This window comes from Halothiobacillus sp. DCM-1 (assembly GCF_045689735.1).
Taxonomy (GTDB): domain Bacteria; phylum Pseudomonadota; class Gammaproteobacteria; order Halothiobacillales; family Halothiobacillaceae; genus Halothiobacillus.
The window spans coordinates 309,057-331,247 of record NZ_CP142685.1 but is presented as its reverse complement, the minus strand read 5'-3'; the positions used below and the strand labels follow the sequence as shown (position 1 = coordinate 331,247).

The 22,191-nt window shown below is 60.6% G+C and carries 16 protein-coding genes, 1 tRNA gene and 1 pseudogene; 15 read left to right on the top strand and 3 right to left on the bottom strand.

Annotated features, from left to right (window positions below):
- The first annotated feature begins 4 nt into the window (after positions 1 to 4).
- Complete coding sequence (gene glyS, locus VOI35_RS01650; RefSeq protein ID WP_407276166.1) at positions 5 to 2,086, top strand: glycine--tRNA ligase subunit beta; 2,082 nt, start codon at positions 5 to 7, stop codon at positions 2,084 to 2,086.
- Positions 2,087 to 2,091: 5 nt separating this feature from the next.
- Positions 2,092 to 2,889 (top strand): lysophospholipid acyltransferase family protein, encoded by a 798-nt coding sequence (locus VOI35_RS01645; RefSeq protein ID WP_407276165.1) that lies wholly within the window; start codon positions 2,092 to 2,094, stop codon positions 2,887 to 2,889.
- Here VOI35_RS01645 and VOI35_RS01640 read toward each other — a convergent pair.
- Both VOI35_RS01640 and VOI35_RS01635 read right to left on the bottom strand, forming a co-directional pair.
- Positions 2,847 to 3,350 carry a hypothetical protein gene (locus tag VOI35_RS01640; RefSeq protein ID WP_407276164.1) on the bottom strand — a complete coding sequence of 168 codons (504 nt, stop codon included), beginning with the start codon at positions 3,348 to 3,350 and terminating at the stop codon, positions 2,847 to 2,849. The two genes, VOI35_RS01645 and VOI35_RS01640, sit on opposite strands and share 43 nt — an antisense overlap.
- 127 nt (positions 3,351 to 3,477) lie before the next feature.
- Positions 3,478 to 5,514, bottom strand: a complete 2,037-nt coding sequence (locus tag VOI35_RS01635) for a TonB-dependent receptor (protein ID WP_407276163.1) — start codon at positions 5,512 to 5,514, stop codon at positions 3,478 to 3,480.
- Positions 5,515 to 5,837: 323 nt separating this feature from the next.
- On the opposite strand from VOI35_RS01635, the gene VOI35_RS01630 reads away from it, so the two are divergent.
- Positions 5,838 to 6,506: a hypothetical protein gene (locus tag VOI35_RS01630; protein WP_407276162.1), complete on the top strand. Its 669-nt coding sequence runs from the start codon at positions 5,838 to 5,840 to the stop codon at positions 6,504 to 6,506.
- A 61-nt stretch (positions 6,507 to 6,567) separates the two neighbouring features.
- On the opposite strand, the gene uvrB is transcribed toward VOI35_RS01630, so the two are convergent.
- A complete protein-coding gene (uvrB, locus tag VOI35_RS01625; protein ID WP_407276161.1) occupies positions 6,568 to 8,601 on the bottom strand; it encodes an excinuclease ABC subunit UvrB in 2,034 nt (677 codons plus the stop codon).
- Between the two features lie 136 nt (positions 8,602 to 8,737).
- Here uvrB and rnr point away from each other — a divergent pair, with 136 nt between their 5' ends.
- From rnr to VOI35_RS01565, 12 genes and pseudogenes are all read left to right on the top strand, one after another.
- Positions 8,738 to 11,086, top strand: coding sequence for a ribonuclease R (gene rnr / locus VOI35_RS01620; RefSeq protein ID WP_407276160.1), 2,349 nt, complete (start codon positions 8,738 to 8,740; stop codon positions 11,084 to 11,086).
- The gene (gene rlmB, locus VOI35_RS01615; protein WP_407276159.1) at positions 11,083 to 11,871 is read left to right on the top strand and encodes a 23S rRNA (guanosine(2251)-2'-O)-methyltransferase RlmB; all 789 of its coding nucleotides are present in this window, start codon (positions 11,083 to 11,085) and stop codon (positions 11,869 to 11,871) included. The genes rnr and rlmB overlap by 4 nt, the downstream gene beginning before the upstream one ends.
- A 74-nt stretch (positions 11,872 to 11,945) precedes the next feature.
- Entirely contained in the window at positions 11,946 to 13,121 is a 1,176-nt protein-coding gene (locus VOI35_RS01610; protein WP_407276158.1) for a pyridoxal phosphate-dependent aminotransferase, read from the top strand.
- A gap of 42 nt (positions 13,122 to 13,163) precedes the next feature.
- On the top strand, positions 13,164 to 14,216 hold the full coding sequence (gene recA / locus VOI35_RS01605; protein ID WP_407276157.1) for a recombinase RecA: 1,053 nt from the start codon (positions 13,164 to 13,166) through the stop codon (positions 14,214 to 14,216).
- 5 nt (positions 14,217 to 14,221) lie between these two features.
- Positions 14,222 to 14,695: a regulatory protein RecX gene (locus VOI35_RS01600; protein WP_407276156.1), complete on the top strand. Its 474-nt coding sequence runs from the start codon at positions 14,222 to 14,224 to the stop codon at positions 14,693 to 14,695.
- 95 nt (positions 14,696 to 14,790) lie between these two features.
- Positions 14,791 to 17,409 carry an alanine--tRNA ligase gene (gene alaS / locus VOI35_RS01595; RefSeq protein WP_407276155.1) on the top strand — a complete coding sequence of 873 codons (2,619 nt, stop codon included), beginning with the start codon at positions 14,791 to 14,793 and terminating at the stop codon, positions 17,407 to 17,409.
- 144 nt (positions 17,410 to 17,553) lie between these two features.
- Positions 17,554 to 18,786 carry an aspartate kinase gene (locus VOI35_RS01590; protein WP_407276154.1) on the top strand — a complete coding sequence of 411 codons (1,233 nt, stop codon included), beginning with the start codon at positions 17,554 to 17,556 and terminating at the stop codon, positions 18,784 to 18,786.
- 76 nt (positions 18,787 to 18,862) lie between these two features.
- A complete protein-coding gene (gene csrA / locus VOI35_RS01585) occupies positions 18,863 to 19,072 on the top strand; it encodes a carbon storage regulator CsrA (RefSeq protein ID WP_407276153.1) in 210 nt (69 codons plus the stop codon).
- Between the two features lie 73 nt (positions 19,073 to 19,145).
- Positions 19,146 to 20,351, top strand: coding sequence for an ammonium transporter (locus tag VOI35_RS01580; RefSeq protein WP_407276152.1), 1,206 nt, complete (start codon positions 19,146 to 19,148; stop codon positions 20,349 to 20,351).
- Positions 20,352 to 20,402: 51 nt separating this feature from the next.
- Positions 20,403 to 20,492 (top strand) — tRNA-Ser (locus VOI35_RS01575).
- A gap of 86 nt (positions 20,493 to 20,578) precedes the next feature.
- Positions 20,579 to 20,764, top strand: coding sequence for a hypothetical protein (locus VOI35_RS01570; RefSeq protein ID WP_407276151.1), 186 nt, complete (start codon positions 20,579 to 20,581; stop codon positions 20,762 to 20,764).
- A gap of 268 nt (positions 20,765 to 21,032) precedes the next feature.
- Positions 21,033 to 22,138: pseudogene (locus VOI35_RS01565) on the top strand (IS3 family transposase).
- Positions 22,139 to 22,191: the final 53 nt, after the last annotated feature.

Here is a 22,191-nt window from a genome sequence, read left to right as displayed (position 1 = left end):
CATCATGACCGATCGCGCTGATTTCCTGTTTGAACTGGGCACCGAAGAGCTGCCCCCCAAGGCGCTCCCGCTGCTCGCCGATGCCCTGAAAACCAGTTTCCTGGCCGCGCTGGACAGCGCGGGTCTGCAGCACGCGGGCTGCGAATCGTATGCGGCTCCTCGGCGGCTGAGCCTGATCGTCCGCGAACTGGCCTTTCAGGCACCCAACCGCAGCATCGAGCGCAAAGGGCCGGCACTCGCCGCGGCGTATGATGCCAACGGTCAACCGACCCGCGCGCTGGAAGGCTTTGCCAAATCCTGCGGCGTCCCCATCGATGCCTTGACGCGCGTCGAGACCGACAAAGGCACCTGGCTCAGCTACCGCGCCACGGAACCCGGCCAAACCGCCGCCGAGATTCTGCCCGTCGCCCTGACCCGCGCACTCGATGAACTGCCCACCCCGAAACGCATGCGCTGGGGCAGCCGCGATGCGGAATTCATCCGTCCCGTGCACTGGCTGGTCGCCCTGCATGGAACGGCCATTGTGCCGATGACGCTGTTTGGTCTTGCCGCCGGACGCCATACGGTGGGACACCGCTTCCATCACCCCGGCTCGATCGAACTTGGCTCTCCGGCGGATTACCTCCCCCGGCTGGCCAACACCGGCTTCGTGCTCGCGGATTTTGCCGCCCGCCGCGACAAGATCCGTGGCCAGATTGAAGCCACCGCAGCCCCTCTCGGCGGCCGCGCCGTCATCGACGACGCCTTACTCGATGAAGTCACCGCCCTGGTTGAATGGCCGGTGGCCGTGGCCGGCCAGTTCGAAGCCTCCTTCCTCGCTGTACCGCATGAAGCGCTGATTTCGACGATGCAGGGCAACCAGAAATATTTTCCGCTGGTCGATGCCGACGGCCAGTTGCTGCCCTGGTTCATCACCATTGCCAACATCGACAGCAAAAACCCGGCGGCGGTTCGCGCCGGCAATGAGCGCGTGATTCGTCCGCGCTTTGCCGATGCCCTGTTTTTCTGGAACGAAGACCGCAAACGCCCGCTCGACAGCCATCTAGAGGCACTGAAATCCGTCATCTTCCAGCAACGCCTCGGCAGCCTGTTCGACAAAACCCTGCGCATCGAGCGGCTGGCCGCACAGATTGCGGAAGCACTCGACGCCGATGTCCCGCAGACCCGCCGAGCCGCCCGCCTGTGCAAATGCGATCTGCAAAGCAAGATGGTGGGCGAATTCCCCGAGCTGCAGGGCATCATGGGACGCTACCTCGCCACCCACGATGGCGAGCATCCCGAGATTGCCCAGGCGCAGGATGACTACTACAAACCCCGCCGTGCGGGCGATGCCCTGCCTAGCTCCGCCATTGCTCAGGCGCTGGCACTGGCTGATCGCCTCGACACCTTGGTCGGCATTTTCGCCATTGGCCAGGCACCGACCGGCGCGAAAGATCCCTTCGCACTGCGCCGCGCCGCGCTCGGCGTGGTGCGGATACTCGTCGAACGGCAGCGCCCGCTCGATCTTCGCCAACTGATCGAACAGGCCGCCAGCGGCCTGCACGCCGAACTCCCCGAGGCTAGCCAGCACATTCCTGCGGTGTGCGAATTCATCCTGGAGCGCTATTACCGCTACTGCCTGGAACGGGGCGTGCGCGCCGATGTATTCAACGCGGTCGCCGCCACCGGCTGCACCCGGTTGACAACGCTGGATCGACGCATCCAGGCCGTCACCGATTTTTTAGCCCTCCCCGATGCGGAAGCGCTCACCGCCGGCAACAAACGGATTCACAACATCCTGAAAAAGCTCGAAACGCCGATCACGACGGCCGTTTCCGCCGGACAACTCGTCGAACCGGCGGAGCAGGCACTCTGGGCGGCCATCAACCAAACCGCACCACAGATCGAAGCGGCACTCGGTGAAGAAGACGAGCCCCGCGCACTGTCGGCGCTCGCGGCCTTGCGCGCGCCGATCGACCAGTTCTTCGATCAGGTGATGGTCATGGCGGAGGATGCTGCCTTGCGACGAAACCGTCTGGCTCTGCTGGGGCAAACCGCCAGCCTGTTCAACGGCGTGGCGGATCTGACCCTCATCAATCCCGGTTGATCGGCATGGCATGGCTCGATTTTCTGCGGTCGGCGCTCTTTTTGGGCATCAGCTATGTGTCGATCGTGCTGTATATCCCCGTCCTGATCGTCGGCTGGTTATTACCCCGCCGCCGCCGATACTATGTGCTGTTCAGCTATGGCTTCGTGGTGTTCTGGCTGGCACGGATCATCACCGGCCTGCGCTGGGAAGTGGAAGGCCGTGAACACCTGCAGGGGCCGCCAGGCCGCCTGATCGCCGCGAAACACCAATCCACCTGGGATACCATGATTCTGCCGGTGCTGCTGCATCAGCCGGCGTTCGTGCTGAAAAAGGAGCTGTTGTGGATTCCGATTTTCGGCACCGGACTAGCGGGCATGGGGCCGATTGCGATTGATCGCAAAGCCGGGCGGCAAGCGCTCAAGCAGATCCTCACCCAAGGCAAGGTCGCCTTGGCCGAAGGGCGCGATGTGGTGATTTTTCCTGAAGGCACCCGGCATCGCCCCGATGTCGTCGCCGAATACAAACCCGGCGTGGCATTGCTGGCGCGGGAAGCCAAGACCCCGATCATCCCGGTGGCGCTCAATAGTGGATGCTTTTGGCGCAAAAAACAGTTTCTCAAACGCCCCGGCACCATTCGCTTGGTCATCGGTTCCCCCATTCCCACCGAGGGCAAGCGCCCGGAGCAAATCACCCGGGAAGTGCGCGACTGGATCGAGACCGAACAACGCCGACTCTACCAACAATACGGCTGCCCCGGCGCCCCGGATGCCGCGCGGATTCACACGGAATCGGGTTCCGGCGCGGCAGTCGGCAAGCCGTAATGAGCCAGCACCCAGTCCGGCACCGGGCTGGGATGCTTGGATGCCTCGAAACCCTTCTCGACAAACGCATGCAGCGTTTCATCATGCGCATGGATCAACTCGACCAGCTTGGGATCCTCGGCGGTCAAGACGGCCTCCACCCCGCCGGGCACCTGGCGGTAATCCATCCTGATTTGCGCACGAAACTCGAATAATGCGCTGAACAGCGGATCCCAGGATCGAATCGCCCGCCCGCCTGCGAACCGCGCATCCATGCCCTCGACATGCTGCCAGAGCACCTCGGCCAGTTGAGGGTCATCGCTCAAAGTCTGCACCCGGATGCCATTGGGCAAAGGCTCCGTCACGCGGCGCAACGCCGTATGCCGCTCCAGCAACTGCGAAAACAAGGCTTGATCCCGCCGGTGCGCCTCGTCCGTGCCCCGACCATGGCGGTAGTTATGCCCTGCGGCTTCATCACCCATCGCAACCTCCTCCAATCACCAAAAAAATCAGGGGGAATTCTCCCCCTGAGTCTCGCCAGTCACAAGCCCCACCCAAGAACCGGCATCTCACCGGCCAATGCGCGGGCAGAACGGGGCAACCGCCGGCTTAAAAGACCAACTGCACTCCAGCCCCCAGCGAACGGCCAGGCTTCGGCGCCAGCAGGCGCATCGTGTCGATGCTCGTCGCCGCATAGGCCGTGCGATTGGTCAAATTATCCAGCGAGACATACCACAGCGCCCCAACGGCCTGCGTCCCCAGCACCGGCGCCAGCGAACCACTGGCCTTGAGATTGACCAGCGCATATCCCGGGGTCGCGCCGGCCGTATCCGTGGCGGGCACTCGCGTCTGGCGTGCGGCCAGCACGGCATTCAACTCCACAGACACGGATGGATTCATCTGCCAGATCAACGCGGGCGTGAACGAATAGGGGGCGATTCGCGGCAAGGGCTCACCGGCCGTCAGGTTATCTGCGCGCAGGATATTGGCCGTGAGCCGACCCGAAAGTTTCTGCGCGCCCCAATCCGCCAGCGGATGCTGGGCACTCAACTCCACCCCGACCAAACGCGCCCGCACGCCCTGATAATCGAATTCCGGCAAGGCATCGGCCGCATCGCAGGCCACAACCAGGCCATCCCCATCGCGGCAACGATCCGTCCCCATCAGGCCAATGAAGTTTTGATATTGGCTGATATACCCCGTGGTAGAAAATTTCGCCTCACCCGCCTCCCAGCGCAGCCCCGCCTCCAGCGTATGGCTGCGTTCCCGCGACAGGGTGGGATCGCCGAGTTCATAGGCCGCCGTGGCATCGTGCGGCCCATTGGCGTAGAGCTCATCGAAGGCCGGCGCCCGCTCATTGTGCGACAGCGTGGCAATCGCCTGCCAGTTGGGCGCAAATTCATAGGCCACACTCAACGAGGCACTGATCGGCGTCGATGTCTGCGTTTGCGCCGCCCCAAAACGCGCGACGCCGGACGCGCCCTCGCCATCCGAGGACACCGAGACCCGTTCACCGCGCAGCCCCAAACTATAGTGCCAACGATCGGCCGCCCCTTGCCCCACCGCAAAACCCGACCACTGCCGCGTATGCGTCACCGGTAAGAAAGACTCATCCCCCAGGGCGGAAAACTGAAATCCGGTGTATTGCAGGCCGTAATCCCAGTTCATGCCAAGCGCATCGCTGTTGAGCGCCAAGCGCAGGCTATTCCCCCGATTAAGAAAGGTGGTCGCAGGCACGCCGTTATCCAGCTCCTGATGCTGGTAATTCGTGTGATTAGCCGACAATTGCACCGAATTGAGCCAATCCGCCACCTGCCGCCGCTCCGCCTTGAATGCGTACTGGGTTGAACGCATATCGATCGTCGTCGCCGGATCGACAATCACGCCATAACGATCACGGGTTTGACCGATCGAAAAGCCCACCGCGCCTTGATCCCCGGTCAAACTGAACCCCAGCGTGCCGCCGCGTTGTGCGCTGCCCGAATTATCAATCCGGCCATCCACCCAAGAACCGCCGCGATAACCGCCCGGTGCCGCATAATCTCCGGCGTGCGAAGCAAAACCATCGACGTGCAGGGCATACAGGCCATTGCCGGCATCCACTGAAGTAGCCGTCGCCAGGCGGCGACTGGCAGTATCGCCCTGAAGCTGAACCCGACCGGATACCCCGTTCACCGGGCGCAGGGCAATGGCATCATCCTCCGCCGCGATCACCCCACCCGCCGCTCCACCGCTATAACGCAGGGCAGCGGGGCCGCGCAGTACCTCAATCTTGTTCAAACTCAAGGGATTGACGGGCGCATTATGGTCATAGCTGACCGCCGAAGCATCCAGCGAGGGCATGCCATCGGTCAGAATCGCCACCCGGTGACCATCCAGCCCGCGCACGATTGGCCGATTGCTGTTCGGACCGTACCAGGTCGAATCCAAGCCCGGCAAACCCGCCAATGCCGCCCCCAGCGTGCCCCCATCCTGATGCGTAAACAAGGACGCCCCCGCACGCACCACCGTGGGCTCGCCGGGCATCCCAACCACCGAAGGCGGCGCATCAATGGCAATTTGCCCCAAGTCCACCACCGAATCGGCCTGTGAGACCCCAACACCCAAGGCCGACAACACGGCCACCGACACCCAATGCCTAGACATCCACTGAACCCCCAAAAAACCATCGCATAGTTACAAATATGTTATACCGTAACAACACAACCACACAACCATGCATTGACAATTCACTGACTGGCTCAACGCTCGGATTGCGATATATTCACGAAACCCCTCAATGACCGGGGTCGGAGTCACGGCGGGGCGCCCCGCCGCCAATGAAAATGGCCGCTCGGAGCCGCATTGCCGCAGATCGCCTGGGGCAAGAGAACAAAGGCACGGGATAAACTGCGCGCCGCGCTTGTGATTTCCCGGCAGGTTTGTCAGACTGAGAAAGTTTGTTTATGAAGCAATTAATGAGGAATCAAATGGCCGCGCGCACCACTCGTCGTTTTACCCCCACCGCCTGGATCGTGGCGGCGGCATTGGGCTTATCATCTGCCACCGTTCTGGCCGATGACACCACGCCCGCAGCACCTGCTGCCGCGCCCACCGCGCCGGCCATGCCGCAACTCACCCCCGAGCAAATGAAGTTGATGAAGGATTTCCAGCAAACCCGTCAGGAACTGGATGTCATCGAGCAGAAACTGCAAGCGCTGGAAACCAAAGCCTTCGACAAGAACCCCAAACTCGTCAAGGAACGCGATGGCCTGCGGGATGCCATCAAGTCCCATATGTCCGACAAAAATTACGACGCGCAGGCCGAGTACGACAAACTGAAAGCCTTGGTTACCAAAATTCAAGGCACGCCGGACTCCGATCCGCAAAAAATGAAAGACATCCAAACCTTCCGCGCGGGTCAACAGGAGTTTGAATCCCGTCAACAAAAAGCCTTTGAAGATCCGAAAATTCAAAAGCAGTCAGAAAAGCTGCGCAACGATGTGCGTGCCGACATGATCAAACTGGATCCGTCTGCCAAAGGCTTGTTTGACGATTTAGACAAGAAAGAAAAGCATTTGCATGATTTGCAGACTCAGGCCATGCAGATGCAAGGCTCCATGCAAGTCGCGCCCGCCGCGCCCGCGCCACAGCAATAACGCGGGCTCAGGAAATCCACCCGGCCTCGGCCGGGTTTTTTATTGCCCCGAAGATCAGGGATTACCGCGCATCCAGTTCAATCAACCGGTTTTTCAATGCCTGCACCGCATCGCGGGTGCGCGCCGCCTCTTCGAAGGCCAAATCGCGCGCCTGCTGCATCATCTGCTGCTCCATCTGCTGGATTTGTTTCAACAACTGCGCGGGCGTGTCGGCCGCATAGGTTGCGGCGGGTTCCGCTGCGCGCCGCGCCGCGCCGCGCCCACCGGGTCGCGTGCCGGGAATCCGGGATTCGCCCGCCTCGAGAATATCGGCCACGGATTTCTCGATGCCGCGCGGAGTAATGCCATGGGCTTGATTGAATTGTTCTTGCTTCGCACGGCGGCGCTCGGTTTCATCGATCGCCACCCGCATGGCCTGAGTGATGCGGTCGGCATACAAAATGGCGGTGCCATGCAGATTGCGTGCGGCACGGCCAATGGTTTGTATCAGCGAGCGCGGTGAACGCAGAAAGCCCTCCTTGTCGGCGTCGAAGATGGCAACAAGGGAAACTTCGGGGATATCCAAGCCCTCGCGCAGTAAATTGATGCCAATCAAGGCATCAAAATGCCCCAGGCGCAGATCGCGGATGATTTCGACGCGCTCGACGGTATCGATATCCGAGTGCAGATAGCGGGCACGCACGCCATGCTCGGCGAGATATTCGGCCAGATCCTCCGCCATGCGTTTGGTGAGCGTCGTAATCAGCACCCGTTCATCCCGTTTGGCGCGCGCGGTAATTTCCGACAGGACATCATCGACCTGGCTGGCGACCGGACGAATTTCGATCACGGGATCGACCAGCCCCGTCGGCCGAACCACCTGCTCGACCACCTGCGCCGAATGCGCCTCTTCATACGGCCCCGGCGTGGCGGAGACATGAATGGTCTGCGGCATCAACCGTTCAAATTCCTCGAACTGCAACGGCCGGTTGTCGAGCGCCGAAGGCAGGCGGAATCCGTACTCGACCAGCGTGGTCTTGCGCGAACGGTCGCCCTTGTACATCGCGCCCAACTGCGGCACCGTGACATGCGACTCATCGATGATCAGCAGCGCATCCGGTGGCAAATAGTCATACAGGCAGGGCGGCGGCTCGCCCGGCGCTCGCCCCGAGAGATAGCGCGAGTAATTCTCGATACCATTGCAGTAGCCCAGCTCGTGCATCATTTCCAGATCGAAACGCGTGCGCTGCGCCAGTCGCTGCGCCTCGACCAGCCGATTCTCGGACTCCAGTTGCCCAAGGCGTTCGGCGAGTTCCTGCTTGATCTGCTCGACCGCTGCCAGAATCCGCTCGCGCGGCGTGACATAGTGCGAGGAAGGGTACACGGTGAAACGCGGCACCCGGCGCTTGATCACCCCGGTGAGCGGATCAAACAGGGCAATCTGCTCGATCTCGTCATCAAACAATTCAACCCGCACCGCTTCGACATCCGATTCCGCCGGATGGATGTCGATCACTTCCCCGCGAACCCGATAAGTCCCCCGGCGAAAGTCCATGTCGTTGCGCGTGTATTGCATCTCCGCCAACCGCCGCAGAATCTGCCGTTGATCCGCCCGTTCGCCACGCACCAAGTGCAGGATCATCTTGAGATAGGCATCCGGGTCACCCAAGCCATAGATCGAGGACACCGTCGCCACGATGATCACATCGCGCTGTTCGAGCAGGGCCTTGGTCGCGGATAAGCGCATCTGCTCGATGTGCTCGTTCACCGAGGCATCTTTTTCGATGAAGGTATCGGAAGAGGGCACATAGGCTTCGGGCTGGTAGTAATCGTAGTAGGAGACGAAGTATTCCACCGCACTGTGCGGGAAAAAGCCCTTCAGCTCGCCATACAACTGCGCGGCCAGGGTCTTGTTCGGTGCCAGCACCAGGGCAGGCCGCTGCACGGCGGCAATCACATTGGCAATGGTGAAGGTTTTGCCGGAGCCGGTCACACCGAGCAAAGTCTGCTGCGCCAGGCCGTCGTTCAGCCCTTCGACCAGTTTTGCGATGGCGGCCGGCTGATCACCAGCCGGTGCGTAGTCGGTAACCAGTTGGAATGGGGGCGTTTCAGACATCATCTACCCGAGGAACATAGCCGTTGGCGACGGATCATGGTACATTGAAACCACCAGCTGGCGCGTCTTCGTGATGCACGCCACCCCAGGCGTCCTGCGACGCCCTTCAAATTGACTCTATCCGCCCAAGGTTCCCATGTCGAACGAGCCGGTTTCTGACCCGAACGCCCTGCAAGAAGCAGAAAAATACGACAACCCCGTTGCCAGCCGCGAGTTCATCCTCGGCATTCTCGCCGAGCACGCGGGGCCGATGACCCTCAACCGCCTGATTTCTCACCTCGAATACGATGGCGACGAAGAACGGATCGAAGGGCTGTCTCGACGACTCCGCGCCATGGAACGCGATGGCCAGATCATCCGCAATCGCCGTGGCGGCTATGTCCCCGTGACCCACACCGAGTTGGTTCGCGGCCGGGTGCTGGGGCATCGGGATGGTTTTGGCTTCCTGATTCCCGACGAAGGCGGCGATGATGTCTTCCTCTCGCCGCGCGTGATGCGCGCCCTGCTCAACGGCGACCGCGCCATCGTACAAATTACCGGCGTGGATCGCCGGGGTCGCCCCGAAGGCAATCTGGTCGAGGTCATCGAACGCGCCAATGCCGAAATCGTCGGCCGCTTGGTGCTGGAGGCCGGCATCGCGTTCGTGGTGCCGGATCACGCCCGCATGACCCAGGATGTGCTCGTGCCGATGACCGATCTGGGCGGCGCGAAAGACGGGCAAATCGTGCGGGTGGCGCTGGTCGAACAACCCACACTGCGCCACAAGCCGGTGGGCAAGGTCATCGAAGTCCTGGGCGACCACATGTCCCCCGGCATGGAAATCGATATCGCCATCAATGCCCACGGCATTCCCTATCACTGGCCGCCCGCCGTGCTCGAAGAGATCGACGGGTTGAATCCGGAAGTCGCCGATGCCGACAAACTCGGGCGGGTTGACCTCCGTCATCTGCCGCTCGTCACGATCGACGGCGTGGATTCGAAAGATTTTGACGATGCAGTGTATTGCACCAAAGTTGCCGAAGGCCATCGGCTCATCGTCGCGATTGCCGATGTCAGCCACTATGTGCGTGTGGGCTCGCCGCTCGATCAAGAAGGCTTCAACCGCGCCACCTCCGTCTATTTTCCGGGGCGGGTCGTGCCCATGCTGCCGGAAATTCTTTCCAACGGCTTGTGCTCATTGAATCCGGCGGTCGATCGCCTCTGCCTGTGCGCCGATATGCTGATCGGCGATGACGGACTCATCAAAAAATACCGCTTCTTCGAAGGCGTCATGCGCTCGGCCGCCCGGCTGACCTACGACTTTGTCGCCCAGGTTCTGGTCGATAAAGACCCGGCCGCCCGCGCCGAACGCCCGGATCTGCTCGCCCCGCTGGAAACCCTGTACGATCTCTACCGTATCCTGCGTGCCGCCCGCGAGCAGCGAGGCGCCATTGATTTCGAAACCGTTGAAACCCGCATCGTCTTTGGCGAAGGGCGCAAAATCGAGGCCATAGTGCCCTACGAGCGCAACGACGCCCACAAGATCATCGAAGAGTGCATGATCGCCGCGAATGTGGCCGCCGGCCGGTTTCTCACCGACCAGAAAATTCCCTCGCTCTACCGGGTGCATGATCGCCCGGCACTGGAAAAACTCACCGATTTACGCGCCATGCTGGCAGAAAAAGGGCTCTCCCTGGGCGGCGGCGAACAACCCACGCCGAAGGATTTCAACGCCCTGATCACCGCTGCGCAGGCTCGGCCAGATTTCGCCACCATTCAAACCGTCGTCCTCCGCTCACTCAAACAGGCGGTTTATTCGCCGGACAACCTCGGTCATTTTGGCTTGGCGCATCCGTTTTACGCGCACTTCACCTCGCCGATTCGCCGCTATCCCGACTTACTGGTTCACCGCGCGATCCGGCACATCCTGCGCACCGGCTCGGCAGAAAATTTCCCCTACAGTCACGAAGAAATGGTCATCATCGGCGAACATTGCTCGAACAACGAGCGCCGCGCCGACGAGGCCACCCGCGATGCCACCGACTGGCTCAAATGCGAATTCATGCTCGACAAGGTCGGTGAAGTGTTCGAAGGCCGCGTTTCCTCCGTCTTGGGCTTCGGCCTGTTCGTCGAACTCAAGGAGTTTTTCGTCGAAGGGCTGCTGCACATCACCGCGCTTACCAAAGACTACTACCACTTCGACCCGGTCACCCTCACCCTCAAGGGCGAGCGCAGCGGGCGGGTCTTTGCCCTGAACGATACGCTCAAGGTGCGCGTGGCGCGGGTTGATCTCGATGAGCGGAAAATCGACTTCGTGCTGCCCGATGATGAGGACGACGGGGAATCCGCAGAGGAAGAATTCCTCGACGAGGACACCGAAGCCGAAGAGAGCGCCGACAGCGGTGACAAGAAAAAACGCCGCCGCCCGCGCCGTCGTCGTAAAAAATCCTCGGACGGTGCCAACGCCGTCAATAGCGAAGCCGCTGGAGATCACCCCAGCGAATGAGTACCCCCTCGGTCATCTGGCTCGCCGGTTTTCACGCCGTCGAAGCCGCCCTGCGACACGACCCCACGCGGATCGACGCGCTCTGGCTGCTCGCCGGTCGGCAGGATCAGCGCAGCCAAAAACTCCGGCAGTTGGCGCAGGCAGCGGGCATCCCCCCCGAGGAACAACCGGAAAAAGCATTTACCGAACAGATCCGTCGCAACCCGGATCTCGCCCGCCATCAGGGCGTGCTGGCGCGCTACACGCCGCAACCTGCAGGCGATGAACACACGCTGGATCAATTGCTCGATACCCTCACCGAACCGGCGCTGTTGCTGGTTCTCGATGGCGTGACCGATCCGCATAATCTCGGCGCCTGCCTGCGCAGCGCCGAGGCGGCGGGCGCCCACGCCGTCATCACCCCGAAAGATCGAGCCGCCGGGCTCACCCCGGCGGCCCGCAAAGCGGCCTCGGGCGCGGCCGAGCGGCTGCCCTTCATTCAGGTGACCAATCTCGCCCGCACCTTGAGCGAACTGAAAACCCGCGGCCTATGGATCGTGGGCGCGGCAGGCGGCGGGTTGGTAAGCCTGTACGACACCGATTTTGCTGCCGAACCCGTCGCCCTGGTCATGGGCAGCGAGGGCGAAGGATTACGCCGCCTGACCCAGGAACGCTGCGACCAGCTCATCACCATCCCCATGCGCGCGCCGGTCGAAAGCCTGAATGTCTCTGTCGCCTCGGCCATCTGTCTGTTCGAGTTTCGCCGGGTGCGCGATTCGCTATCGGCGGCGGCCAGAATTGGCTAACATAGCGCGATTTTATTTTCCCTAGACGATCGACGGTGCCATTCATCGCGCACCGTGCGCGGAGCAAACGCATCATGAACCTTTCCGACCGGGTGCGCCGGGTACGCCCCTCCCCCACACTGGCGGTCACCGCCAAGGCGGCCGAGCTCAAAGCCCAGGGGCGAGACATCATCAGCCTGGGTGCTGGCGAGCCCGATTTCGACACCCCCACCCATATCCGGCAAGCCGGCATTCACGCAATCGAAAGCGGCTTTACGCGCTACACGGCGGTCGAGGGCATCCTGTCCTTGCGCCAGGCGATTGCCCAACGGCTGAAAAACGATCAGGGATTGGAATTCGCGCCCAACCAGATCCTGGTCTCGACCGGCGGCAAACAGAGCATCTACAACCTGTTCCAGGCCGTGCTCAATCCGGGGGATGAAGTCATCATTCCGGCGCCGTACTGGGTGTCGTATCCCGACATGGCGCTCCTCGCCGGCGGGGAACCGGTCATCGTGCTGGCCGACCAGTCACAAGGCTTCAAGCTGCGTCCCGCTCAGCTCGCCGCCGCCATTACCGAAAAAACCCGCGTCGTCGTCCTGAACAGCCCATCAAATCCCACCGGGGTGGCCTATACCCGGGAAGATTGGGCGGGCATCGCCGAAGTGCTGCGCGCGCATCCCAAAGTGCTGATCGCCACCGATGACATGTACGAAAAAATCCTCTGGAGCGAGGAACCTTTTTCCAACATCGCCATGGTCGCGCCTGACCTGCTGCCGCGCACTATCGTACTCAATGGCGTCAGCAAGGCGTATGCGATGACCGGCTGGCGGATCGGATACGCCGCCGGACCCAAACCGATCTTGGACGCGATGGCCATGATTCAATCGCAGAGCACTTCCGGTGCCTGCTCGATCGCGCAGGTGGCCGCGCAGGCCGCTATCGAGGGCGATCAATCCGAAATCGGCCGCATGGTCGCGTCATTCAAGGCACGGCACGATTTCGTCGTCGAACGACTCAACCGCATCCGCGATGTCGCCTGCCTGCCCAGTCAGGGCGCGTTTTACAGCTTCCCGCAGGTGCAGGCGGTGATCGACCGGCTGGGGCTCGCCGACGATGTGGCCTTGAGCGCGCATCTCCTAGAAGAGGCCGGCGTCGCCGTCGTGCCCGGCACGGCGTTTGGCGCCCCCGGTCACATCCGGCTGAGCTACGCCACCAGCCAAACCGCGCTCGATGAAGCCTTGCAGCGCATGGCACGGGTCATGGGCTAAGCTAACCCCATCTTTCAACGAGCCACTATTGCAGGAATCCCCATGGACGAAAATCGCAAAAAAGCCTTGAGCGCCGCCCTCAGCCAGATCGAACGGCAATTTGGCAAAGGCGCGGTGATGCGCATGAACGACACGGCCGGGGTCGATGTCCCGGTGGTCAGCACCGGCTCGATCGCGCTGGATCACGCCCTAGGGATTGGCGGTTTACCGCGCGGTCGCGTGATCGAGATCTACGGCCCGGAATCTTCCGGCAAAACCACCCTCACGCTGCAAGTGATCGCCCAGGCACAAAAAACCGGAGGCGTTTGTGCCTTCGTGGATGCCGAACACGCGCTCGATCCGACCTACGCACAAAAGCTCGGCGTCAATGTCGATGATCTACTGGTCAGCCAACCCGACACGGGTGAGCAGGCGCTGGAAATCACCGACATGCTGGTGCGGTCTGGCGCGGTCGATGTCGTCGTGGTCGATTCCGTGGCCGCACTGGTGCCCAAGGCGGAAATCGAAGGCGAAATGGGCGACTCGCATGTCGGCCTGCAAGCCCGCCTGATGAGTCAGGCTCTGCGCAAACTGACCGGCAACATCAAACGCACCAACTGCATGGTGATTTTCATCAACCAGATTCGCATGAAAATCGGCGTCAGCTATGGCAGCCCGGAAACCACGACCGGCGGTAACGCGCTCAAATTTTACGCCTCCGTCCGCCTCGATATCCGCCGTGTCGGCTCCGTGAAAAAAGGCGAAGAAGCCATCGGCAACCAGACCCGGATCAAGGTCGTCAAAAACAAGCTCGCGCCGCCCTTCAAGGTGGTGGATGTCGATATTCTTTATGGTGAGGGCATCTCTCGCCTGATGGAACTGATTGATCTCGCCACCGATCACGGCCTCATCCAGAAAGCGGGCGCCTGGTATTCCTGTGGCGATATTCGCCTCGGCCAGGGCAAAGACAACGCCCGCCAATACTTCGTCGAGCACCCCGAATTGGCCGATGACATCGAAGCCAAGCTGCGCGAGCTGTTGCGCAACGGCGGCACGCAGACCAAGCGCAAAACCAGCGCCGCCAGCGACGACGACACCCCCGCCGCTGACGACTAACCTCCGTGCTTCGGCGGCCTCGATCCAGAGCACCCGATGAGGATCAGCTGCGCCCAACGGCGCTGCGGCTGCTGGCTCAACGCGAACATAGCCAACAAGAACTCCGCGCCAAGCTCAGCCAGCGCGGGTTTGCCCGAGCCGCCATCGACCAAACGATCGAAGCCCTGTGCGAGGCCGGTTGGCAATCGGATGCCCGTTATGCCGCCAGCTACCTGCGGGCGCGACTGGCGCGCGGCTATGGTCTGCTCGCCATCACCGCCGAGCTGCGCGCGCGGGGCGTTCAACCGAACGACATCCACACCGCGCTGACCGAAGAATCGCCCGACTGGCACAGCTGTGCCGCCGAACAACTGCGTCGCCATTTCGGCCAACCCCTGACCGCCGAACTGCGCAAGAAAGCCTACCGTCACCTCATCCAGCGGGGATTTCGCCATGAGGAGGCCATCGCCGCGCTGGATTCCCTCACCGAAGACGACTAACCCCGTTCCCCCAGCCCGGTTCCCAAGTACCGTCCGCCGCGCCTTTCCGTTACACTCGCGCCCATCTTTTTTGATTTTCATTTTGTGAACTCGCCATGAAAACCACCGCCGAACTGCGCCGCGCGTTTCTGGACTTCTTTCATCAACACGGTCACGAAATCGTGCCTTCCGCCTCGTTGATTCCCGGCAATGACCCGACCTTACTCTTTACCAATGCGGGCATGGTGCAATTCAAGGAAGCGTTTCTCGGCCTGGAAAAACGACAAAAACCCCGCGCCGTCTCCTGCCAGCGCTGCGTGCGGGCGGGCGGCAAGCACAATGATCTCGAGAATGTCGGCTACACCGCCCGCCACCATACCTTCTTCGAGATGCTGGGCAACTTCAGTTTCGGCGACTATTTCAAATCCGAAGCCATCCGCTTTGGCTGGGATTTTCTGACCAAAACCCTAGGACTACCACCAGAACGGCTGATGGTCACGGTGTACGCCACCGACGATGAAGCGTATGACATTTGGCACAAGGAAATTGGCCTGCCGCTCGACAAGATCCGCCGCATCGGCGACAAACCCAACGGCGGCTCAGATAATTTCTGGCAGATGGGTGACACCGGCCCCTGCGGCCCCTGTACCGAGATTTTCTACGATCACGGTGCCCACATTCCCGGCGGCCCACCCGGCTCGCCCGAGGAAGATGGCGACCGTTTCATCGAAATCTGGAACATCGTGTTCATGCAGTTCGACCGGGCAGAAGACGGCCATCTCAGCCCACTGCCCAAACCCTCCGTCGATACCGGCATGGGCATCGAACGGCTGGCCGCGGTTCTGCAATGCGTGCACAGTAACTATGAGATCGATCTATTCCGTCACCTACTGGCCGCCGCGCAGGCCGTCACCGGCGCCAAGGATGCCCAGGACAGCTCACTCAAGGTCATTGCCGATCACATTCGTTCCTGCGCTTTCCTGATCGTCGACGGGGTGCGCCCGGGCAATGAAGGTCGGGACTATGTCCTGCGGCGTATCATTCGCCGTGCCGCTCGGCACGGGCACAAGCTGGGGGTCGATACGCCCTTCTTCCACCGGCTGGTAGCGCCGTTGGTGGCCGTGATGGGCGAGGCTTATCCCGAACTGACCGCCGCCCAAACCGAAGTTGAACGCGTGCTGCTGCAGGAAGAGGAACGCTTCCTGCAAACCCTCGCGGCTGGCATGCATGAACTCGACGCCGCACTGGCACATCTTCCGGCCGGCGGCACGATCCCCGGTGAGGTCGTGTTCAAGCTCTACGATACCCACGGATTCCCCATCGATCTGACCGCGGATATCGCCCGCGAACGCGGCTTTAGCCTAGATCACGACGGCTTCGAACAAGCGATGGCCGCCCGCCGCGCCCAGTCCCGCGCCGCCAGCCAGTTTGCCCAGCAGAAACACACGGTGGAAGGCGCCGGTGTCACCGTTTTCCAGGGCTATACCCACGAGCACGCCCAGGCGCACATCGTGGCGCTGGCGCACGATGACCGCAATGTCACCGCCCTTGAAACCGGCCAGGCCGGCATTCTCGTGCTGGATCAAACGCCGTTTTATGCCGAATCCGGCGGACAAGTCGGCGACACCGGCCTGATCACCACACCCAACGGGCGATTCGTCGTCACCGACACCCAAAAACAGGGCAGCAGCTTCCTGCATATCGGACAAGTCCTCGAAGGCCGCATCGTGGTGGGTGATAGCGCCGAGGCGCAGATCGATGCCGACCGTCGCGCGGCCATCCGCCTGAATCACTCGGCCACCCACCTGCTGCATGCCGCGCTGCGCCATGTCCTCGGCTCCCATGTGCACCAGCGCGGCTCGCGGGTCAGCGATGAATCCCTGCGGTTCGACTTTTCTCACCCCGAGCCCGTCACCGCCGAACAACTCCGGCAAATCGAAGCCTTGGTCAACGCTCAGATCCGTGAGAATCACGCCGTCGACACCCGCGAAATGGCCATTGACGAGGCCAAAGCTGCCGGCGCAATGGCGCTGTTCGGCGAGAAATATGGCGATGTGGTGCGCGTCGTCACCATGGGGCCTTTCTCGATGGAACTCTGCGGGGGCACCCATGCCCGCCGGGGCGGCGATATCGGCCTGATAAAAATCGTCAGTGAAGGCGGCGTCGCCTCAGGCGTTCGACGCATTGAGGCAGTTACCGGCGCATCCGCCCTAGCCCTCGCCTTCGAGACCGAAGACCAGCTCGATCAGATTGCGGGCTTGCTGCGCGGCCAAAAGCAAGACGCGCTGAATCGGGTGCAACAACTGATCGAACGCAATAAAGCGCTCGAAAAGGAACTGACCGAGCTGAAAGCCGCTCGCGCGGCCCAGGCGAGTGGGGATCTGGCCAGCCAAGCCGTCACTTGGGGCGGCATTTCCACGCTGGTTGCCGAATTGCCGGGTGCCGACAGCAATACGCTGCGGGATATGGTGGATCAACTCAAACACAAGTTGGGCACCGCGGCCGTCCTGCTCGCCAGTGTTGAAGACGGGAAAGTCCGCCTGATCGCCGGCGTCAGCAAAGACGCGACCGCCCGCCTGAAAGCGGGGGATCTCGTCAACATCGCTGCAGCGCAGGTGGGGGGCAAGGGCGGCGGCCGACCGGATATGGCACAGGCGGGGGGCACCATACCGGAAGCGCTGCCACAGGCATTAGAGGCTGCCCGCACTTGGTTGCAACAACAACTGAACGACTGAAGGAAATTCCACAGAAATAAAGCTGCAATAAAACCGCAACTTGAGTAAAATGCGCGCCTATTTTTCGGCGCCCAAGCGTGCACGGGCGCCAAAGCACGGGCTTACGGCGCATTGCGCCACCTAACGGCAGAACACAGGTTATCCATGGCATTGATCGTTCAAAAATATGGCGGCACCTCGGTTGGCTCCATCGAGCGGATCCAGGCCGTGGCGGATCGCGTTCTGCGCGCCCGCGCGGCGGGCGATTCGGTCGTCGTCGTGGTTTCGGCGATGAGTGGCGAAACCAATCGGCTGATCGCACTCGCCAAAGAAGTTCAATCCCGGCCAAACGCCCGTGAACTGGATGCGCTGGTCGCAACCGGTGAACAAGTCACCTCTGCGCTCCTCGCCATGGCGCTTGAATCCCGCGGTCAACCGGCGCGGTCCTACACCGGCGCCCAAGTCAAGATCTTGACCGACAGCGCGTTCAATAAAGCCCGGATTCAGGCGATTGACACCGACAGCATCCGCGACGAACTTCAGGCGGGGCGGGTCGTCGTGGTCGCCGGGTTTCAGGGCGTGAATCCCGAAGGGGACATCACCACGCTGGGACGCGGCGGCTCAGATACTTCTGCCGTAGCCATCGCTGCAGCGCTGCAGGCCGATGAGTGCCAAATTTATACCGATGTCGATGGCGTCTACACGACCGACCCCCGCGTAGAGCCACGCGCCCGACGCCTGGATCGCATCACCTTCGAAGAAATGCTGGAAATGGCGAGCTTGGGCTCCAAGGTTCTGCAGATTCGTTCGGTGGAATTTGCAGGCAAATACAATGTGCCACTGCGGGTACTTTCCTCTTTTGTGGATGGCCCCGGCACCCTGATTACCCTAGAGGATGAAGTCGTGGAACAGGCCGTCATTTCAGGCATTGCCTTCAACCGTGATGAGGCGCAGCTCACCATCAAAGGCGTCCCCGATCACCCGGGCATCGCGTACGCCATTCTCGGCCCGATTGCCGAGGCCAATATCGAAGTGGACATGATCCTGCAGAATGTCGGTGCGGATAACACCACCGACTTCACCTTCACCGTCCAGCATGTTGATTACGACAAAGCGCTCGACATCCTGCGTGCGGCGGCAAAAAATCTCGGTGCCCGCGAAGTTTCTGGCAATCCGAAGATCGTCAAAATCTCCCTAGTCGGCGTCGGCATGCGCTCGCACGCCGGCATTGCGGCCAAAATGTTCAAAGTATTGGCGGATGAGAAAATCAACATTCGCATGATTTCCACCTCAGAAATCAAAATTTCTGTCGTCGTGGATGATAAATATCTTGAATTGGCGGTCAGAACCTTACACGATGCATTCGAATTGGATGCACCCGCCGCGCTAATCGGCTAAATTCAGCGAGTAGCAAACGAAAATGCGCATCGAGCGGTCAAACGCACGAGCGGAAGAATTTAAGGAGTAAAGACCCATGTTGATTTTGACACGCCGGATCGGTGAGGTTCTGCGGGTCGGTGACGATGTTTCGATCACCGTCCTCGGCATCAAAGGGAATCAGGTACGCATCGGGATTGACGCGCCGAAAGATGTGTCTGTTCACCGGGAAGAGATTTATCAACGCATTAAAAACGAAAGCCAGCCCAACGATGGCCTCGTAGATACCCAAGACGATCACTACTAAGCGAGTAATCCAACCAGAAAAGCCGGCGTTTCGTCGGCTTTTTGTTTTCAACCACCCGCCGAGACTCTCCGTCATGGAAACCCAAGCCCCGCTCGTCAGCGCCGTTGATGTCCTGTTCGTGCTTTCTGGTGCCGTCATGGTACTGGCCATGCACGCTGGATTTGCATTTTTGGAAGTTGGCACCGTCCGAAAGAAAAACCAAGTCAACGCCTTGGTGAAAATTATGGCCGACTTTGCCATCTCCACCATCGCCTACTTCTTCATTGGCTACTATGTTGCCTATCACATCAGCTTCTTTGGCTCCGCAAGTACCCTGACCGTCGATCATGGCCACGAACTCGTGCGGTTTTTCTTTCTGCTCACCTTTGCCGCCGCCATTCCGGCCATCATCTCTGGCGGCATTGCAGAACGCGCTCGATTTTATCCGCAACTGATTGCCACTTTTTTCCTGGTCTCGCTGATCTACCCCCTCTATGAAGGACTGATCTGGAACAATAACTTTGGCTTCCAGGACTGGCTCAAGACCAGCCTCCATGCCCCATTCCACGACTACGCCGGCTCCATGGTCGTCCACGGCATGGGCGGCTGGATCGCCTTGATCGCCGTGCTACTCCTCGGACCACGCCACGGCCGCTATGGGAAAAATGGTGAAATCTATGCCCACCCGCCCTCAAACATCCCCTTTCTGGCACTCGGCTCTTGGGTTTTGGCCGTTGGCTGGTTTGGGTTCAATGTGATGTCCGCGCAGGAAATCAATGCCATATCCGGTCTCGTCGCAGTCAACTCGCTCATGGCGATGGTGGGCGGCATTCTCAGTGCGCTAGTCGTCGGCCGTAATGACCCCGGATTCCTCCACAATGGCCCGCTCGCGGGACTGGTTGCCGTCTGCGCCGGCTCCGACATCATGCACCCTATTGGCGCCCTGCTGACCGGCTTGATCGCCGGCGGCCTGTTCGTCTGGCTATTCACCTTCGTCCAAAACCGACTCAAAATTGACGATGTTTTGGGGGTCTGGTCGCTGCATGGCGTGTGCGGACTTTGGGGCGCCATCGCCGCCGGTATATTCGGTCAAAAAATGTTTGGCGGCACAGGGGGCATCAGTCTCGTCAGCCAATTGATCGGATCTCTCGCCGCCATCGGCATTGCAATCGCGGGAGGACTGATCATTTATGGCATTCTGAAATACACGCTCGGCATTCGCCTCTCAGAGGAAGAAGAGTTCGAAGGTGCCGACCTCTCCATCCACCGTATTTCTGCGACGCCAAAATACGATCAATAAAACCAATAGTTATTGCCTAAGCACCTCGCTTCCCATAAAATAATGCCCCACGGAGAAATGGCCGAGTGGCTGAAGGCGCACCCCTGCTAAGGGTGTATAGGGGAAACTCTATCGAGGGTTCGAATCCCTCTTTCTCCGCCAAAAAATTCCCCAAGCCCATGATTTTATGGGCTTTTTTATTCATGCAAAAAATCTACGCACCTTGCCGCGCACCATAGGAAAAATGCTTGGCTGTTACAGAATGCGCCAATGCCACCAATGAAAAAGCGCCCATGCGGGCGCTTGGTCAGGCGGTCAGGTGGTCACTCGCTGCCTTGCCAGTGAGTGACGATGTCGGCGCTGTCCTCGGATTGAGTATCCAAGCCCCAAGCCTTGCGCTCGCCTACTTGGCGGATTTGCAGCATCTCGGCTGAGATTTCGGCCTGTTTGCCGTCCTAAAATATAGCAGGTATAGCAGGAATCGCGCCAAAACTCTGGCGGTGCTCGTGCCAGTCGCCGCGATGGCGCTCGATCAACTCGGGGGCTGAATCGTCGGCCTTTGCCCGTCGACCAACGGCGGTATGACTGCATCCAAGGTGGGCGGCTACAGCCCCAAACGACGATAACGCGCCAGCGACGTTACCCCGAATTTGAGTAGCACTGGCATTTAGAGTCCAATCCCGTGAAGCGAGGAGATTGGACGTGAAGAAACGCTACAGTGAAGAACAGATCATTGGATTTTTGCAGGAGGCGGACGCCGGTGTCCCGGTCAAGGAGTTGTGTCGGCAGCATGGCTTTTCGGAGGCCAGTTACTACCTCTGGCGCAGTAAGTTTGGCGGCATGGAGGTATCTGACGCGAAACGGCTCAAGGCGCTGGAGTCGGAAAACGCTCGGCTGAAGAAGCTGCTGGCCGAAGCACTACTGGAGAACGAAGTGACGAAGGAAGTCCTTCGAAAAAAGTGGTGACCGCACCGGCGCGCCGGGCGGTGGTGCGGTTCATGCGACAGAGCGGCATGAGTGAACGGCGTGCCCTGTGGGTTGTCGGCATGAGTGCCTCGGCCTTGCGATATGTACGGAGGCCGGACGGTAATACCGAACTGCGCCAGCAGATCGTGGAGATGGCGCAGCGGTATCGCCGCTATGGCGCGCCCATGATCTACCTCAAGCTGCGTCAAGCCGGACAGCGGGTCAATCACAAGCGCGTGGAGCGCCTATACGCCCAGGAGAATCTGCAGGTGCGCCGACGCCGACGCAAGAAAATCCCGCCGGCGGATCGGCAACCGCTGATCCGACCGGGTGCGGCCAATGAGATCTGGTCGATGGACTTTGTCTTCGACCGTATCGCCTCGGGTCGTGCGCTCAAGTGCCTGGCGATTGTCGATGATGCCACGCACGAGGCGGTGGCCGTGATCCCGGCACATGCGATCGGTGGCGAGCACTTGGTGCGGTTGCTGGACGAGGTCTGTGCGCTCCGCGGCAGGCCATCAATCATCCGAACGGACAATGGCAAAGAATTTACCGGCCGAGCCATGCAGACCTGGGCACATCGCCACGGCATCGCCCTGCGTCCAATCGAACCGGGCAAGCCCAATCAGAATGCCTACATCGAATCCTTCAATGGACGGCTACGCGACGAATGCCTCAACGAACACTGATTCATCAGCCTCAACCATTCCCGGGTCATCATCCGCACATGGGTTCGTGAGTACAACGAGGAAAGACCGAAGAAAACTCTCGGTGGGCTGACGCCCACCCAATATGCTAAGCAGCTCGCTGCAAAGGCGGTTACATTTAACCTTGGACTCTAAAGCAAACCGCTACTCAATATGGGGTAATGCCGTACCAACGCTTACATTACAGC